Source organism: Amycolatopsis oliviviridis (assembly GCF_014654365.1).
Lineage (GTDB): Bacteria > Actinomycetota > Actinomycetes > Mycobacteriales > Pseudonocardiaceae > Amycolatopsis > Amycolatopsis oliviviridis.
Genome location: NZ_BNAY01000013.1, coordinates 82,030 through 97,821 on the forward strand (window position 1 = coordinate 82,030; position 15,792 = coordinate 97,821).

Sequence of the window (15,792 nt, forward strand, 5' to 3'; positions counted from 1 at the left end):
GTCATGCAGTTCGGAATCTTCACGGTGGGCGATGTGACGACCGACCCGACCACCGGGGAGGCGCCCAGCGAGTACGAGCGGATCAAGGCGATGGTGCGGATCGCGCTCAAGGCCGAGGAAGTCGGCCTCGACGTCTTCGCGACCGGCGAGCACCACAACCCGCCCTTCGTGCCTTCGTCGCCGACGACGATGCTCGGGTACATCGCCGCGCAGACGTCGAAACTCATCCTTTCCACCTCGACCACGCTGATCACCACGAACGACCCGGTGAAGATCGCCGAGGACTTCGCGATGCTGCAGCACCTCGCCGACGGCCGCGTCGACCTGATGATGGGCCGTGGCAACACCGGCCCGGTGTACCCGTGGTTCGGGAAGGACATCCGGCAGGGCATCCCGCTGGCCATCGAGAACTACCACCTGCTGCACCGTTTGTGGCGCGAGGACGTCGTCAGCTGGTCGGGCAAGTTCCGGACGCCGCTGCAGGAGTTCACCTCGACCCCGCGGCCGCTCGACGGCGTCCCGCCGTTCGTCTGGCACGGTTCGATCCGCAGCCCGGAGATCGCGGAACAGGCCGCCTACTACGGCGACGGGTTCTTCGCGAACCACATCTTCTGGCCGAAGGAGCACTTCCAGGCGCTGATCAACCTCTACCGCGAGCGGTACGAGCACTACGGGCACGGCAAGGCGGACCAGGCGATCGTCGGACTCGGCGGCCAGGTGTTCCTGCGGCCGAAGTCGCAGGACGCGGTGCGGGAATTCCGGCCGTACTTCGACAACGCGCCGGTGTACGGGCACGGGCCGTCGCTGGAGGAGTTCACCGAGCAGACGCCGCTGACCGTCGGCAGCCCGCAAGAGGTGATCGACAAGACGCTGAGCTTCCGTGAGCACTTCGGCGACTACCAGCGTCAGCTGTTCCTGATGGACCACGCCGGGCTGCCGCTGAAGACCGTGCTGGAACAGCTCGACCTGCTGGGCGAGCACGTGATCCCGGTGCTGCGCAAGGAACTCGACGCACTTCGCCCGGCGCATGTGCCCGAGGCTCCTACGCACGCTTCGCTTGTTTCGGCGGCTTCTGTGTCTTCTTCGGAGGTGACGGTATGACGACGATCGCTGTCGTGACCGCAGGATTGAGCCAGCCGTCCTCGACGCGGCTGCTCGCGGACAAACTCGCCTCGGCGGTTTCGTCCACGCTGCCGGATGTGGAGATCGAGGTGATCGAACTCCGCGACCTGGCCATCGATGTCACGAAGAACATGCTGACCGGGTTCCCTTCCCCGGCCCTGCGCGCGGCCATCGACAAGGTGACCACCGCGGACGGCCTGATCGCCGTGACACCGGTGTTCACCGCGTCGTACAGCGGCTTGTTCAAGTCGTTCTTCGACGTGCTGGACCAGAAGGCGCTCGACGGCATGCCCGTGCTGATCGGCGCGACCGGCGGAACCGAACGGCATTCGCTGGTGCTCGACTTCGCGCTGCGCCCGCTCTTCGCCTACCTTCGCGCGGAGCCTGTCGCGACGGCGGTGTACGCCGCTTCGTCGGACTGGGCTTCTCCGGGGGATCTCGACACGCGGGCTTCGCGGGCCGGGCGAGAGTTCGCCGCGCGGCTTTCGTCTTCGCCGATTGTGCCTGTGAACAGCGGTTTCGTGCCTTTCGAGCAGTTGCTCGGCACGGGGGAGTGAGCAAGGGACCTTTGCTATCGCCGACCCCGGGATGGCGGCGGCTTGCCCACTTCGGCAAGGTGTGAAGGTCGAGTTTCCCCGGCTGAGCCGAGGGAAGGGGGCCTTCACGCGCAGACGCTGTGACTGATGTGGCTGCTGGTGCGTCTGGGGCGTGTGTGGCGATCGCGGAGTCTGTGAAGGCCTCCTTCACTACCTTCAGGGTAGGCAAGGAGGCCTTCACGGACCACGGCGGTAAGACTCAGGGGGTCGGCCAGATCGGCCGGATCTCGATGGTCGCGAACTTCGTGACCGGATGCTTGGCCGCGACCTCGATCGCCTCGTCGAGATCGGCGCATTCGATCAGGTCGTAACCGAGGATCTGTTCCTTCGTCTCCGCGAACGGCCCGTCCGAGACGAGCAGGTCGCCGTCGCGGTGGCGCACGGTGGTCGCGGTGGCCGTCGACCGGAGCCTGCTGCCGGACAGCCGCACCCCGCGAGCGGTCATCTCGTCGACCCACGCCTGCGTCTTCTCGTCGAGCGGGTCGTCGCAGCCGTCCGTGCCGGGGTGGGGGTTCCCGCAGATCAGCAACATGTAGCGCATCAGTCCTCCATCACCAGGGCTTTTCCGGGCCGCAGCGCCGAAAGAGCGATTGCCAGGCCCAGTGCCGCGAAGCAGGCGGCGGTCACGAATCCCACGCGGAAACCTCCGGTCACGGCCTCCGCCGACGTCGCGGTGCCGGTGATGGCCGCCGACACGGCCGAGGCTACCGAGACGCCGAGCGCGCCGCCGAGCTGGAAGGCGGCGGTGGTGATCCCGGACGCGAGCCCGGTGTCCCCGGCGTCGACGCCGCCCAGCGCGGCCATCGGCGCGGCGACCGTGGCCGCGCCCAGCCCGAGCCCGAAGGCGGCGAGACCGGGCAGGAGATCCGTCAGGTAGGTGCCGTCCGGGGAGACACCGGCCAGCGCCAGGCAGCCGGCGCCGAGCAGCACCGTGCCCGCGACGGCCAGGCCCCGGAGGCCGATCTTCGGGATCAGCGCCTGCCCGCCGTACGCCCCGGCGACCGCCATCACCGGCAGCACCGCCGTCGCCACGCCGAACAGCAGCGGCGAATAGCCGAGCACCTCCTGCGCGTAGCGCGAAATCAGGAACGAGACCGCGAACGCGCCCATCGCGCTGGTGAGCATCACCAGGTTTCCGCCGGTGAGCATCCGCGACGAGAAGATCCGCAGCGGGATCAGCGGCGCCCCGCGGCGCGACACGTCACGGCTTTCCGAGAGCAGGGCCGGCGTCGCCACCAGCAGGGCGAGCGCGACCGGGACGTTCAGGAAGAACACCCACTCCCAGCCGAACGCCCGCGTCAGCGTCCCGCCGATGAGCAGCGCGGCCGTGGCGCCGAAGCCGCCGACGCCCGACCACGCGGCGAGTGCCTTGGTGCGTTCGCCGTCGTCGGTGAACGTCGTCATCACCAGCGCAAGCGCGCTCGGCGCCATCAACGCGGCCGAGATCCCCTGGAGGACCCTGGCGGCGATCAGCGTGTCGTCGCTCCAGGCGAATCCGCACCACAGCGAGGAAAGCAGGAACAACGCCGTGCCTGCCGAGAACGTCCGGCGGCGGCCGAGCAGATCCGCGGCGCGGCCGCCCGGCAGGAGCAGGAGGCCGAAACTCAGCAGGTACGCGCTGAGCACCCAATGCGTCCCGCCGCCGTCGAACCCGAGGTCCCGTTCGATCGACGGCACCGCGAGCACGACGATCTGCGAGTCCAGGATGACCATGAAGTTGGCCGTGCAGAGCAGGGCCAGCGCTCGCCATCGGCGCGGGTCGGTGTGCATGCGTGCCTCCGTCCTTCGGTGGGTGGTTCACCCCACCGACGAACGGCACCGCCGGGAACCGACACGGCCGGGGAAGAGTTTTCAGATCGGGCGGGGCCGGCGTGTTCCCGGCACAATCGGGCAGAGGAACGACGGCGAGGAGACGACGTGGGCATCGGAAAACCCGTGAAGCAGGCCCTGATCCTGGTCGCGGGCGTCATTCTCCTGCTGGTCGGCATCGCGCTTCTCGTGCTGCCCGGACCGGGTCTGCTGCTGGTGCTCGCGGGTCTGCTCGTGCTGGCTTCGGAGTTCCCGGCGGTGGAGAAGTACGTCGATCCGATCCGGGACAGGGCGATGAAGGCGGCCGAAGACAGCGTTTCGTCGCCGCTGCGGATCGCGGGTTCGGTGCTGGCCGGGCTGTGCCTGCTGGCCGCGGGGGTCGTCTGGGGTCTCGTGCCCGGGCTGCCGCTCGCGGGCTGGAGCACCGGTTCGAGCCTGATCCTGTCCGGGCTCATCCTGTTCGCGCTGCTGATCTGGAGCTACAAGCGGGTGCAGGCCAGGAGGGCCGCGAACGCCGAATAACAGCCTGGTGGTCTGGTACCGTGCGGCGCGTGTCCCCCGACTTCCAGCGCGCACGGCGGCCGGAACAGGTGGAAGCCCGGCGTACGGCGATCCTCGAGGCCGCGCGCGAACTCCTGGCCGAGCGGCCGGTCTCCCGGATCAGCCTGCGGGAGCTGAGTGACCGGGTCGGCCTGGCGAAGTCGAACGTGCTCCGGTACTTCGACAGCCGAGAGGCGATCTTCCTGGAGGTCCTCGACTCGGTCTGGGTCTCGTGGCTCGACGAGCTCGAAGGCGAGCTGGGCGCGGTCGAGGACGCTGGTTACGAGCGCGTCGCGACCGTCATCGCGACGTCGATCGCGCGGCAGCGCCTGCTGTGCGAGCTGATCAGCACGATGGCCGCCGTACTCGAACGCAACATCTCCGTGGAGACCGCCCGGACGTTCAAGACCCGGGCCCAGGAACGGACCGAGCGGCTCGCCGACGTCGTCCGCGCCCAGGTCCCGTTGGGTGCCGAAGCGGCCGGGCACTTCGCGAAGGCCGTCTTCATCCTCGTCGCGGGACTGTGGCCCTACGCGAACCCGGGGGAGGCCGTGGCGACGGTCCTGGCCGAACGGGGAGCGCCCGCCGGCCGCGAGATGTTCGTCGACGGGCTGACCGAAGGACTGGCGAACCAGCTGGTCGGGTCGGCCGTTCGCGCAGGTCAGAGCCTCGGGCGAGAGCAAAGGTCCCTTGCTCCCTTCCCGCACGAGCCGAGTCGGCCGGAGCTGCATAAGGTGAGCGGAAGCCACTCGTACAAGGAGCGATCATGAGCCCAGGCGGCACCCACACCCTCGGCGATCTCACCGTGAGCCGGATGGGCTACGGCGCCATGCGGCTGTCCGGCCCCGGCATCTGGGGGCCGCCGAGCGATCGGGACGCCGCGATCGCCGTCCTCCGCGAAGCCGTCGAGCTGGGCGTGACCCATATCGACACCAGCGACTTCTACGGTCCGCACACGACCAACGAACTGATCCGCGAGGCGCTGTACCCGTACCCGGACAGCCTGCACCTCGTCACGAAGGTCGGCGCGAAGCGGACTCCGGACAAGGGCTGGCCCGCGGCGCTCTCGCGCGAGGAGCTGACCTCCGCGGTTCACGACAACCTGCGCAACCTCGGCGTCGACGTGCTCGACGTCGTCAACCTGCGGCTCGCGGGGGAGCACGGCGTCTTCCCGATCCCGGTCTCGATCACGGAGCCGTTCGAAGTCCTCGCCGAACTCCAGCAACAGGGCCTGATCCGGCACCTCGGCCTCAGCCACGTCTCGGCGGAGCAGGTCAAGGAAGCCCGCTCGATCGCGCCGGTCGTCTGCGTGCAGAACGAGTACAACGTCGCGAACCGCGCCAACGACGGCCTGCTCGACGCCCTCGCGGCCATCAACATCCCGTTCGTGCCGTACTTCCCGCTCGGCGGGTTCACGCCGTTGCAGTCCGGCGTGCTCGACGACTGCGCCCGCCGTGTCGACGCGACGCCGATGCAGGTCGCGCTCGCGTGGCTGCTCCAGCGGTCGCCGAACATCCTGCTGATCCCGGGGACGTCGTCGGTGCGGCACCTTCGGGAGAACGTCGCCGCCGCGAAGCTGGAACTGCCCGCGGACGTCGTCGCCGACCTCGACGCCCTCGCCTGATCCCGCGTGAAGGCCCCCTTCCCTCGGCTCAGAAGAGGGAAGGGGGCCTTCACGCGCTTTCAGAGGACATCCCGGCGTCGCAGCAGCCAGCCGCCGAGAACGGCGAAGACCACCAGGTACCCGGCCACCACCAGCGTCGCCTGGGAGACGCCGACGAGTTCCCCGATGCCCGGCGTCGCACCCGAGGCGCCGAGCGACGCGGCCAGCGAACCGGCGTTGGCCCCCGGCAGCGCCCGCTGCAGCGTGTCGACCCAGTCCAGCAGCGGGGCCGCGACCCCGAACAGCAGGTTCTGGACCACCAGCAGCCACACCAGGCCGAGCCCGATCGGCAGGGCCACCCCGCGCATCGCGATGGCGAGCACCGCGCCGAACGCCGCCCAGGTCATCGCGATCAGCCAGCCCGCGCCGATGCCCGTCAGCAGCGAGCCGAACCCGGGCCAGTTCATCGGTTCGCCCTCGGAGGAGGCGATGATCGCGCTCGTGACCGCGCCGGTCGCGAAGCTCGTCAGCACGACCGTCAGGGTCGCGACGGCCAGCGCGAACAACTTTCCACTGTAGACGGTCAGACGTGAAGGACCCTGTGTCAGCACGGTCTTCCACGTGCTCCAGCCGTATTCGGTGCCGACGGCCAGCACCCCGATCACGAGCATGATCGCCCCGAGGAACACCGGCAGCCCGCCGATCGAGTTGCCGACCAGGTTCGACGGGAGGGTCGAGGCCAGTCCGCGATCCGTGCCGGGCGCCCCGCTCGACGACCCCGCCGCGCCCGCGAGCGGCAGCAGATAGGTGAAGGTCAGGCCGAGCACGACCGCGATCCCCAGCATGAACCAGTTCGCCGGACGCCGGACGAGTTTCGCCAGCTCGGCGGTGCAGCTACCCCACATGGCTTGCCACCTCTCCGGTGAGTTCGAAGAAGACCTGTTCCAGATCGCGTTCGCGGACGTGCAGTTCGCGCACCGCGATCCCTTCCGTGACCAGTTCGCGGTTCAGCCACGACGCGCGCTCCGGGCCGACGGTCAGATCGAGTCCGGTTCCGCTCGCCCGCACGTTCTCCGCGCCGATCCAGTGCCGCACCAGATCGGCGGCGCGCGGGTTCTCGTCGGTCTCGATGTGCAGCACCGTGCCGCCGCGGAGTTCGGCCACCGTGTTCTCCGCGACCAGCCTGCCGCGGGAGACGACGCCGACCCGGTCGCAGATCTGCTGGACTTCGCCGAGCAGATGGCTCGACAACAGCACGGTGCAGCCTTCCGCGCCGAGCCGCCGGATCAGCACGCGCATGTCGGCCATCCCCGCCGGATCGAGCCCGTTGGTCGGCTCGTCGAGGATCAGCAGCCGAGGATCCTTCAGCAGGGCAGCCGCGACCCCCAGCCGCTGCTTCATGCCGAGGGAATAGGTCGAGTACCGATCCTTGCCGCGATCGGCGAGATCGACCATCGCGAGCACTTCGCCGACGCGGAGCGGATCCGTTCCGCTGTAGGAGGCCAGCACCTTGAGGTTGTCCGCACCGGAGAGGTACGGGTAGAAGCCGGGCGATTCGATCAGCGCGCCGACCCCGTCAAGGTCGCCGGGCGGCCTGCCGAACAGCCGCACGCTGCCGGAAGTCGGCCGGACGAGGCCCAGCAGCATCCGCAGCGTCGTCGTCTTCCCCGCGCCGTTCGGGCCGAGGAAGCCGTAGATCTCGCCGGGCAGCACGGTCAGCTTCATCCGGTCGACGGCGAGCTGTTCTCCGTACCGTTTCGTGAGTTCGTCTGTGTCCACGGGAAGGTTCATGGTGACGAATGGTGACTCGCGGGAGGCCTTCGCCACATCCGTTCCCAGGCGGCACCTCGCGTACGTCATCGGACGTAGTGGATGGCCGGAATCCTGCGACATCTGTCGAAAACCCCGGTACCGGTGCCGGGATGACGATCATAGGCTCGATGGCGTGTCGAAAGTCCTCTTGATCATCCATGTGCTCGCCGCGGTCATCGCGATCGGTCCGGTCACCGTCGCGGCCAGCATGTTCCCCGCCGCCGCCAGGAAGGTGTTCGCCGAACCGGGTTCCGGTCTGTCCGTGCTTCGCATGCTGAACCGGATCTGCCGCGTGTACGCGATTCTCGGTCTGGCGGTGCCGTTCTTCGGACTGGCGACGGCGGGGAGTATGCGGGTTTTCGGCGACCTGTGGGTGATCGTCTCGATCGTGCTCACCGCCGCGGCCGCCGGCGTGCTGGCGCTGCTGGTCCTCCCCGGACAGAACGCCGTCCTCGCGGCCCTGGACGCCGAGCCGCCGTCCGAACCGATCACGGCGGGCCGCGTGGCGATGTACACCGGGATGTTCAACCTGCTTTGGGCCGTGGTCACGGTCCTGATGATCGTGCGGCCCGGATCGACCACCGGCGCCTGAGCGCGGCTACGCCCTCAACAGCTGGTTGAAGAACGAGCGGTAGCGGCGCAGCGCGATCCGGAGGTCTTCGGTGGCCGGTTCCCCTTCACTCCAGGCGGATTCCAGTTCCTTCTTGTGCGCCGCGAAAGTGGACGCCAGGTTCTGGATCACGGCGGCGACGAGTTCGTCGGCCTCCTTGACCGCTCGCCGCGGATCGTCCACAAAGGCCGTCTGGATACCCTGCCAGCTGTCGCGGAACCGTTCGACGTCGCTGTCGCCGAACAAGGTGTGCTCACCGTCCTCGGAGAACTCTCCGGCGCGGGGTTCATTCGAGCGGGGTTCGTTCGAGCGGGCTTCGTTCGACGTGGGCTCATCCGCGGTGGGTTCGGCGATCACCAGATCCTCGGTCTCCAGCGGCCTGCTTTCCATGATTTTCCACTCCTTCGTCACCGTCGGTCAACAGATCTTCGAATACCGCGCGGTAGTGCTTCATCGCTTCCCGCATGTCCTCTGTGGACAGCTCGGATTCCCCGTGGAGCTCCAAGGTTTCGTGTCCGGCACGGTAGTGGCGCAGGGCGTTCGCGTGCCGGACGGACAGGTCCGCGAGCTGCTGGTCGTACCCTTCGGTCGGGTAGCCGCGCTCGGCCATCAGGGAGACCAGCACGCGATCAGCCTCGACGACGGCGCCGGACGGGCGGTCGACGAACTGTTCCTGGATGAGTGCCCATTCCTGGGCGTACCGGTCCTTTGTGGACGATGATAGTGGCCGGATGTCGAGATCCGAATGGCGTTTCATCCGCGACGAAAGCTCGCGTTCGGCTTCTCTCGGGTTTTCGTGTTCCTTGACGGCACGGTCGTATTCGGGCCCGAACGTCTCTCGTAACCGCCGCCTGCGCTGTCCCGCGATGACAAACCACACGGCCGCGCCCGCTACCAGGACCGCGGCGATGACAATGATGATGACCAACCAGGTGGACATCGTTATCTCCTCCGGATTTTTACCGGTCAACCCCCGACGGGCCGTGAGTTCCCCGGCCATTGCGGGCGGAAACCCTTGTGTCGCAAGAAGTTTTGGATCTTAGGCCGGATGGCGCAGTGAAATGATCTCTTCCTGGCACTGTTCCGATGGGCGGTGCAAGCCCCTGTCGGCCATTTGGCTCGGATCGTGAGGCTCGCTAACTAGGCGTCCCTCTTTTGGGTGCCGCCGATGACTGAGTGTAGGTAAAAACTCCCGATCACTGCTCCGTTGTGGCACTATTGCCCCGTTCGCAGGAAGAGGGCCTGCGAATAGAGGGGGGCCCGGCGTTCAAGGGCTGCCTGGTACGACAGAGAAAGATCAGCAGGGGAGGAGATCGTCAAATGTCGACGCCTACGGACGTCAAGGACCCCATCGGCGAGGAGGAGCCGGTCGACCCGGCTCAGCCCACGCCCGACCAGGGAGAACACCAGCACACCCCGGACTGCGAGCACCAGAACACGCGGGTCTGGGACTGCCCTGGCGGATGCGCTCAGACACCGCCGCCCACTGCCTGAGCAATGCTCCTGGCTGAAGAGGTTTCGCCCGTCACCTGGTTTCGAACCGGTGGCGGGCGACTCTCGGCTACGGAGTGTGCTGTCATAGATCAGTGGCGGTAACACAGCTCGATCAAGTCGAGGTCATTCGCAAGGCGCGCGAACTCCAGCGCGCCGGTATCGATGCCGCGTGTTCGGCCCGTCAACGCGAAGGCATTCTGCTGCTGCGCCGGGGTATGGCCCTGCTCGACTCGGTCCACCCGGTCGCCGAGCGAATGAGGCACGACTGGCTGGCCACCCGGATCCGGCTGGCTTCCAGTATCGCGACCGTGGGGTCGGAGACCAGCGGGGGCGTGGCTTCCGGCCTCGCCGGCCTGGACGACGTCCGCCTGTTGCTCAAAGCGGTGGACGAACCCCGGCTCTACGCCGAATTGCGTGGTCAGCTCGACCACAATTACGGACTCCTGCTCATGGCGGTGGGGCGGAACGAGGAAAGCACGGCGTATTTCGATTCCTCCCTGGCGCACAAAGAGGCCGCGCTGGCCATGGAAAAGGATCCGGCGCCGTTCCTCGACCCGTACCTGGGCACGATGATCACCCGGGGGCTCGCCTACACCAGGCTCGGTGACGTCCACCGGGCCAGGCGGGATCTCGCCAGCGCCGTGACGCTCGCGGAACAGAACAGCCTGCGGACCCAGGCCGCGGACGCCCGTCGCCCGTTGGGCGCGCTGGAACTCCGCGTCGGGAACGTTCCGGCCGCACTGAGGCTCTACGAGGAGAGCGAGCGGATCTACCGTTCGCTCGATCAGGAGATCCCGCCGATGCTGAGGTGGGAGCGGGCCGAAGCGCTGTTGACCGCGGGGCTGGCCGAAGAGGCAGGCGTCCACCTCGACGAGATTCTGCCGATGATGCTGGAACAGCGGAGCATCACCAGGGATCTGGGCGGGGTGGAGCTGTTCCGCGCGTCCGCGGCGCTGATGACCGACGACCTGGAGCTCGCGCGGACCTACGCCGCTTCGGCCCGGCGTCGCACGCTGCGCTGGGGCTGCCAGACCTGTGTCGCCAACGCGACCATCGTCGGTCTCCGCGCCGACGTGCGCGAGGCGTTGCGCACCAACGAAATCCCGCTCACCCTGACCGCCCGTGCGCTGCGCGCGGCGAACGCGATGCCGATGCCGCGGCTCGCCGATCAGGCCGCGCTGGCGCGCATGCTGGCCGTCCGGGTCGAACTGCGGAAGGGAAAGAGCAAACGCGCCGCCGAACTGCTGGACCGGATTCCGCGGCCGGGACGGCTGACCTCCGTCGATTACCGCATGCTGCGACGGCTCTGCCGCGCGGAACTCGCGGTGGCGCAAGGGGACAAGACCAAGGCGCTGGCCGAGATCCGCGCCGGGCTCACCGAACTCGACCGCGTCCGCGACCGGATGGGTGGCCTCGAACTGGTGTCCGGGACGGCGTTGCACGGCCGGGAGCTGGCGGATCTGGCGCTCAAGATCGTGCTGGAACGTGCGGACGCGGCGCGCTTGTTCGGCTGGACGGAACGGACTCGCGCGCAGAGTTACCGGTACGAACCGGTCGCGGCGACCGATCCGGAGCTCGCCGAGCGGGTCGGTGAGGTCCGGGGGCTCGATCAGGCGATCCACCAGGCGCAGCACGACGGGCATCCGACGGCGGCCTTGCGCGCCAAGCACGCCGAGCGGTTGCGCGAGGCGCATCGGCTCGGGTGGCACACCGGACGCTGGGGCAAGCCGCGGCCGATCGCGCGGCTCGCCGAGGTCGCCGAGGAACTGGGCGAACGCGCGCTGGTGAGCTTCGCGTCCTCCGGGGACGACCTGGTGGCCGTGGTCGTGGCAGGCGGGAAGTGCGAACTGGTGCGGCTCGGTTCGGCGGCGCGGGCGGCGGAGTCCGCGCGGATGCTGAACGTCGATCTCGACGCCCTCGCGCCGGACCGGCTGCCGCCGTTGCTGGTCCAGTCCGTGCTCGGTTCGGCGAGGAAACAGGCCGAACGGCTCGATACCCAGCTGATCCGGCCGTTGGAAGGGCTGCTCGGGGATCGCGGCCTGGTCGTCGTCCCGACCGGTCCGTTGTACGCCGTCCCTTGGGGAGTGCTGCCGGCGCTGCGGTCACGGCCGATCGTCGTCACCCCGTCGGCGACGGCGTGGCTGGGCGCGGAGCGCTCGACGGCGCAGGGCACGGGGAAGGTCGTCCTCGTCCGCGGTCCGGGTCTCGTGGGAACCAGGGGTGAGCTCGACAAGCTCACCATGCATTACCGGGCCGCGGAGACGCTGACCGGACCCGAGGCGACGGTGACCTCGGTGCTGCGGGCGCTCGACGGCGCGAAGCTCGCGCACATCGCCGCGCACGGCGCGCACGAACCCGAGAACGCCTTGTTCTCCCGGCTGGAGATGGCCGACGGCGCGCTCTTCGCGCACGAGATGGCGGGCCTCGCGCAGCCGCCGTCGCAGGTCGTCTTCGCGGCGTGCGAACTGGCGCTGAACCGGATCAGGCCCGGCGACGAAGTCCTCGGTTTCGCGAGCGCGTTGCTCGCGAGCGGTTCGCGGACGGTGATCGCGCCGTTGAGCCGAGTCGGTGACGAGGCCGCAGCGGCCGCGATGGACGATTACCACCGCGGACTCGTCGAAGGCGCCGGACCGGCGACGGCCTTGGCGGACACCATCGCGGTTGATCCGTTCCGGCGACCGTTCGTCTGTTTGGGTGCGGGCTGAACGCACGGCTTGACAACCCCTGTTCGATCTTCACGACTCCAAGTGCCCGGTTGGTTACTCTTGACCGAGTCGTCTGAACCAATTATGGTCTAGACCACATTCGCCGGCTCGGCGCTTCGGCGGATGCGGTCCCAACCTTCATTGGTTTTCGCTCGCTGTGGCCCAGGAATCTCGAGTCAGCGGTGGGTGTTTGAGATGGGAAAGGGGTAGGCATGAGCTTCAAACGACGGCTTTTGACCCTGGCGGCGGGTGCGGCAATGGTGCCGGCGGTTCTGGTCGCGATCCCGGCGGGAACAGCCAGCGCGCACGGCTACGTTTCTTCACCCGCGAGCAGGCAGGCGCAGTGCGCCCAGAACACGGTTTCCTGTGGCTCCATCAAATGGGAGCCGCAAAGTGTCGAGGGCCCCAAGGGGCTCATGAGCTGTAACGGTGGTGTCGGCCGTTTCGCCGACCTCAACGACGACAGCAAGGGCTGGAAGGTGCATTCCCTCGGTCGTACCACCACGTTCCGGTGGACGCTGACGGCTCGCCACCGCACCAGCACCTGGGAGTACTTCGTCGACGGCGCGAAGGTCGCGTCCATCAACGACAACGGTGCGCAGCCGGGAGCCACGGTCACCCACAGCGTGAACCTGCAGCAGAGCGGGCGGCACAAGATCCTCGCCCGCTGGAACGTCTACGACACGGCGAACGCGTTCTACGCCTGCATCGACGCCAACATCAGCTAGGTGCCGGACTCGTGAGTGGTAATGCCGGTGAGAACCGTCATTACCACTCACGACCACCCCGACCTGGTCGGTGCCGGCGCTTGCCTGCTTGCAGTACATGAAGGCCCCCTTGCTTGCGATAGGCGCAAGGAAGGGGGCCTTCATGTACTTGGGTCGGCGTGAAGGTCGAGTTTCCTCGGCTGAGCCGAGTGAAGGGGGCCTTCACGCGCATCCTCTGTGGTGTGTGGGGTTTGTGTGGCGACTGGGGTTTCTGGGGTGATGTGGCTGTCCGTGAAGGCCCCCTTGAGGGACTCAGAGTCCGTGAAGGCCTCCTTCACTACCTTCAGGGTAGGCAAGGAGTCCTTCACGGACCTGGCCCGCGATCGCGATCTGCCGTGAAGGCCGCCGCGCCTCGTGAGTGGTAATGCCGGTGAGAACCGTCATTACCACTCACGAGTTTCTTTGTGCCAGGCTCACCCCATGAGCGATGACGAGCGCGACGGGGTCAAGCTGACCAACCTCGACCAGCCGTTGTTCGAGGGTGCGACCAAACGCGATCTCGTGGACTACCTGGACGCCGTCGCGGACCGCCTCCTCCCGGTACTGGAGAACCGGCCGCTTTCGGTGATCCGCATCCTGCGTGGCCAGGGCCCGTTCATGCAGAAGAATCTGCCCAAGTACACGCCTGACTGGGTGAAGCGGTACGGGATGTGGGCGGAGACGTCGAAGCGGCAGGTGTCCTACGCGCTCTGCGACGACCGCCGCACGCTCCTGTGGTTCGCGAATCAGCGCGCCGTCGAATACCACCCGACGTTGATGACCGCGGACGCCGAAGCGGGTCCGACCCATCTCGTGCTGGACCTCGACCCGCCCGCCGGCGACGACTTCGCGCATGTCGTGAAGGCCGCGGGCCTGGTGCGGCAAGCACTCGCGGACTCCGGGCTCGCCGGAGCGGTGAAGACCAGCGGTTCCAAGGGAGTCCACATCTTCGTCCCGCTGGTGCCGGGGCAGGGCTTCGAAGACGTCGCGGCCGCGACTCGCGCGCTGGCCGCCCGCGCGGAGCAGGTCGACCCGGCGGTCGCGACGACCGCGTACATCGTGGAAGACCGCGAGGGGAAGGTGTACCTCGATTCCACGCGGGCGGGCTGGAACACCGTCGCGGCGGCGTACAGCCCGCGGCTGCGGCCGGGACTGCCGGTGTCGTTCCCGGTGGCCTGGGACGAACTCGAAAACGTCGTTCCCGCCGACTTCACCGTTTCCACGGCGCTCGCTTTGCTGGGGGACAAGGATCCTTGGGCCGACGCGATGCCGGGGCCGCAGACGCTGCCCGCGGACCTCGTCGAACAGGGGCACACGATCCCGGTCGCCCGCGTCGTGGCGATGCACGAAGGGAAACGCCGCGCGAGGCTGCGCGCTCAAGAGAACTAGGCGACAGGGCGGAGCCGGACTCTTCCCGGCTCCTCGTCGGTGACGAACCGCAGCGCCCCGGTGGCCTCGCGGGTCACCATCCGCGCGCCGCGCCAGCCCGTCGGGACCCAGCCCGCGCGCAGGGCGAGGCGCACCTTCTCGGCCCGTTTGACGTGGCGGGCGAACGAGTGCCGCCGGATGACGCGACCGCGCGCGACCTGGCCCGCGCGAGCCTCCTCCGGGGTGACGTCGAGCCACAGCAGCTTGACCGGGCGGCGGCTCAGCAGGCCGAGCAGGGCCAGCAGCCCGCGGGTCGTCGCGCGGGTCGACGGCTCGTGCACGATCAGCGGTCCGCCGTCCCTCAGCGCGAAGCGGACGACCCGCGCGCGATGCCACAGGTGGACCACCGGCCGGTAGCACCGGTACGGCAGCGCGGCGGGCAGCCGGTCGCGCAGGCGGGCGCGGACCTGGTCGGAATCGAGCACCGGCATCGTGCCGGTCGCCGCCCGGGACAGCAGCGTGGTCTTGCCCGCCCCGGGAATCCCCGCGACCACCAGGAGATCGCGCCTGCCGAGCCGGAGTGCGATGCGATCGGTCATAAGGCCTCAACGACCCGGCCGATGATAAAGGTTCCTTTACCTTGATCCGCTCGGCTCCGGTCCTGGTCAGGCCGTCACGGCCGGCTCTGTCGCCACCGTCCGGTCGGGAAGCAGCGTCCCGCCCTTGGTGAGCCACGCGACGCCGAAGGCGAAGATCGCCACCGATTCCAGCCAGAGCGCCGGGTAGAGCGACTTCGTCGCGTCGTCGAAAACGAGGCCGCAGACCACGATCAAGGCCAGGCACACCAGCATGATCACCCCCGAGGTGACGTAGAGCCGGTTCCGTTCGGGTTTGCGGCTGCCGGGAATCTCGTTGTCGGACTTGGTGAACAGCACGATGCAGAAGAACGCCAAGGTGAGGAAGAAGACGGCGGCGAAGCCGAGATGGAGGTAACCGATGAGCACGTCCGTGCGATCGCCGTTGGACGGTGTGGTGGGGAAGAGCGCCACCCCGACCGCGGCCACCGCCGCGATGTTCCCGGCGATGTCGTCGATCCGGCCGTAACCCCGGTAGGACAACAGGAAGACGCCGATGGCGCACATGACGCCGACCCAGACGTCACGCATTCCCGAGTAGTAGTACCCGCTGATCGAGTTGAGCAGGCCGCCGCCGTCGACGACCGGCTTCCCGAAGATCAGCACGAGCGGCAGCCCGATCCCGAGGAAACCTATGGCGCGCCGCAGGAACAGGTAGTTGCGGACGAGATTGTCGGATGCCGTTCGCACGCTCATGATCGCCTCCGTGCTCAGTGCGTTGTCGCTACCCGGGAGTATCGACCACGTGAGCA

At 68.2% G+C, this 15,792-nt stretch carries 18 protein-coding genes; 10 read left to right on the plus strand and 8 right to left on the minus strand.

Features of this window, described 5'->3' with window-relative positions; translation table 11 throughout:
* Positions 1–3 precede the first annotated feature (3 nt).
* Complete coding sequence (locus tag IE302_RS39105) at positions 4–1,101, plus strand: LLM class flavin-dependent oxidoreductase (protein ID WP_191259495.1); 1,098 nt, start codon at positions 4–6, stop codon at positions 1,099–1,101.
* Positions 1,098–1,679, plus strand: a complete 582-nt coding sequence (locus tag IE302_RS39110; protein ID WP_191259496.1) for an FMN reductase — start codon at positions 1,098–1,100, stop codon at positions 1,677–1,679. The genes IE302_RS39105 and IE302_RS39110 overlap by 4 nt, the downstream gene beginning before the upstream one ends.
* A gap of 238 nt (positions 1,680–1,917) precedes the next feature.
* Here the strand turns inward: IE302_RS39110 and IE302_RS39115 are convergent, their stop codons facing one another.
* Together IE302_RS39115 and IE302_RS39120 are read right to left on the minus strand one after the other, a co-directional pair.
* Complete coding sequence (locus tag IE302_RS39115; RefSeq protein WP_191259497.1) at positions 1,918–2,259, minus strand: YciI family protein; 342 nt, start codon at positions 2,257–2,259, stop codon at positions 1,918–1,920.
* Entirely contained in the window at positions 2,259–3,488 is a 1,230-nt protein-coding gene (locus tag IE302_RS39120; RefSeq protein WP_191259498.1) for an MFS transporter, read from the minus strand. Before IE302_RS39120 ends, IE302_RS39115 begins: the two co-directional genes overlap by 1 nt.
* A gap of 147 nt (positions 3,489–3,635) precedes the next feature.
* Here IE302_RS39120 and IE302_RS39125 point away from each other — a divergent pair, with 147 nt between their 5' ends.
* Genes IE302_RS39125 through IE302_RS39135 form a run of 3 tightly spaced genes read left to right on the plus strand, consistent with a single transcriptional unit; the run spans position 3,636 to position 5,691 of the window.
* On the plus strand, positions 3,636–4,049 hold the full coding sequence (locus IE302_RS39125; protein ID WP_191259499.1) for a PGPGW domain-containing protein: 414 nt from the start codon (positions 3,636–3,638) through the stop codon (positions 4,047–4,049).
* Between the two features lie 29 nt (positions 4,050–4,078).
* Positions 4,079–4,837, plus strand: a complete 759-nt coding sequence (locus IE302_RS39130; protein WP_191259500.1) for a TetR/AcrR family transcriptional regulator — start codon at positions 4,079–4,081, stop codon at positions 4,835–4,837.
* A complete protein-coding gene (locus tag IE302_RS39135) occupies positions 4,834–5,691 on the plus strand; it encodes an oxidoreductase (RefSeq protein WP_191259501.1) in 858 nt (285 codons plus the stop codon). The genes IE302_RS39130 and IE302_RS39135 overlap by 4 nt, the downstream gene beginning before the upstream one ends.
* A gap of 59 nt (positions 5,692–5,750) precedes the next feature.
* Here the strand turns inward: IE302_RS39135 and IE302_RS39140 are convergent, their stop codons facing one another.
* Positions 5,751–6,575: an ABC transporter permease gene (locus IE302_RS39140; RefSeq protein ID WP_191259502.1), complete on the minus strand. Its 825-nt coding sequence runs from the start codon at positions 6,573–6,575 to the stop codon at positions 5,751–5,753.
* Complete coding sequence (locus IE302_RS39145) at positions 6,565–7,461, minus strand: ABC transporter ATP-binding protein (protein ID WP_191259503.1); 897 nt, start codon at positions 7,459–7,461, stop codon at positions 6,565–6,567. The genes IE302_RS39140 and IE302_RS39145 overlap by 11 nt, the downstream gene beginning before the upstream one ends.
* 154 nt (positions 7,462–7,615) lie before the next feature.
* Here IE302_RS39145 and IE302_RS39150 point away from each other — a divergent pair, with 154 nt between their 5' ends.
* Positions 7,616–8,074, plus strand: a complete 459-nt coding sequence (locus tag IE302_RS39150; protein ID WP_191259504.1) for a hypothetical protein — start codon at positions 7,616–7,618, stop codon at positions 8,072–8,074.
* Between the two features lie 6 nt (positions 8,075–8,080).
* Here the strand turns inward: IE302_RS39150 and IE302_RS39155 are convergent, their stop codons facing one another.
* Positions 8,081–8,482, minus strand: coding sequence for a hypothetical protein (locus tag IE302_RS39155; protein WP_191259505.1), 402 nt, complete (start codon positions 8,480–8,482; stop codon positions 8,081–8,083).
* Positions 8,424–9,032 carry a hypothetical protein gene (locus IE302_RS39160; RefSeq protein WP_191259571.1) on the minus strand — a complete coding sequence of 203 codons (609 nt, stop codon included), beginning with the start codon at positions 9,030–9,032 and terminating at the stop codon, positions 8,424–8,426. Before IE302_RS39160 ends, IE302_RS39155 begins: the two co-directional genes overlap by 59 nt.
* Positions 9,033–9,412: 380 nt before the next feature.
* On the opposite strand from IE302_RS39160, the gene IE302_RS39165 reads away from it, so the two are divergent.
* The 4 genes from IE302_RS39165 to IE302_RS39180 all read left to right on the plus strand — a co-directional run bounded on the left by IE302_RS39165 (position 9,413) and on the right by IE302_RS39180 (position 14,426).
* Complete coding sequence (locus IE302_RS39165) at positions 9,413–9,586, plus strand: hypothetical protein (protein ID WP_191259506.1); 174 nt, start codon at positions 9,413–9,415, stop codon at positions 9,584–9,586.
* A 92-nt stretch (positions 9,587–9,678) separates the two neighbouring features.
* Positions 9,679–12,291, plus strand: a complete 2,613-nt coding sequence (locus IE302_RS39170) for a CHAT domain-containing protein (RefSeq protein ID WP_191259507.1) — start codon at positions 9,679–9,681, stop codon at positions 12,289–12,291.
* 212 nt (positions 12,292–12,503) lie between these two features.
* Complete coding sequence (locus tag IE302_RS39175; RefSeq protein ID WP_191259508.1) at positions 12,504–13,019, plus strand: lytic polysaccharide monooxygenase auxiliary activity family 9 protein; 516 nt, start codon at positions 12,504–12,506, stop codon at positions 13,017–13,019.
* Between the two features lie 459 nt (positions 13,020–13,478).
* Positions 13,479–14,426 carry a DNA polymerase domain-containing protein gene (locus tag IE302_RS39180; RefSeq protein ID WP_191259509.1) on the plus strand — a complete coding sequence of 316 codons (948 nt, stop codon included), beginning with the start codon at positions 13,479–13,481 and terminating at the stop codon, positions 14,424–14,426.
* Here IE302_RS39180 and IE302_RS39185 read toward each other — a convergent pair.
* Positions 14,423–15,004 (minus strand): AAA family ATPase, encoded by a 582-nt coding sequence (locus IE302_RS39185; protein WP_191259510.1) that lies wholly within the window; start codon positions 15,002–15,004, stop codon positions 14,423–14,425. The genes IE302_RS39180 and IE302_RS39185 overlap by 4 nt on opposite strands.
* Positions 15,005–15,070: 66 nt before the next feature.
* Positions 15,071–15,736 carry a DUF998 domain-containing protein gene (locus IE302_RS39190; protein ID WP_191259511.1) on the minus strand — a complete coding sequence of 222 codons (666 nt, stop codon included), beginning with the start codon at positions 15,734–15,736 and terminating at the stop codon, positions 15,071–15,073.
* Between the last annotated feature and the right edge of the window lie 56 nt (positions 15,737–15,792).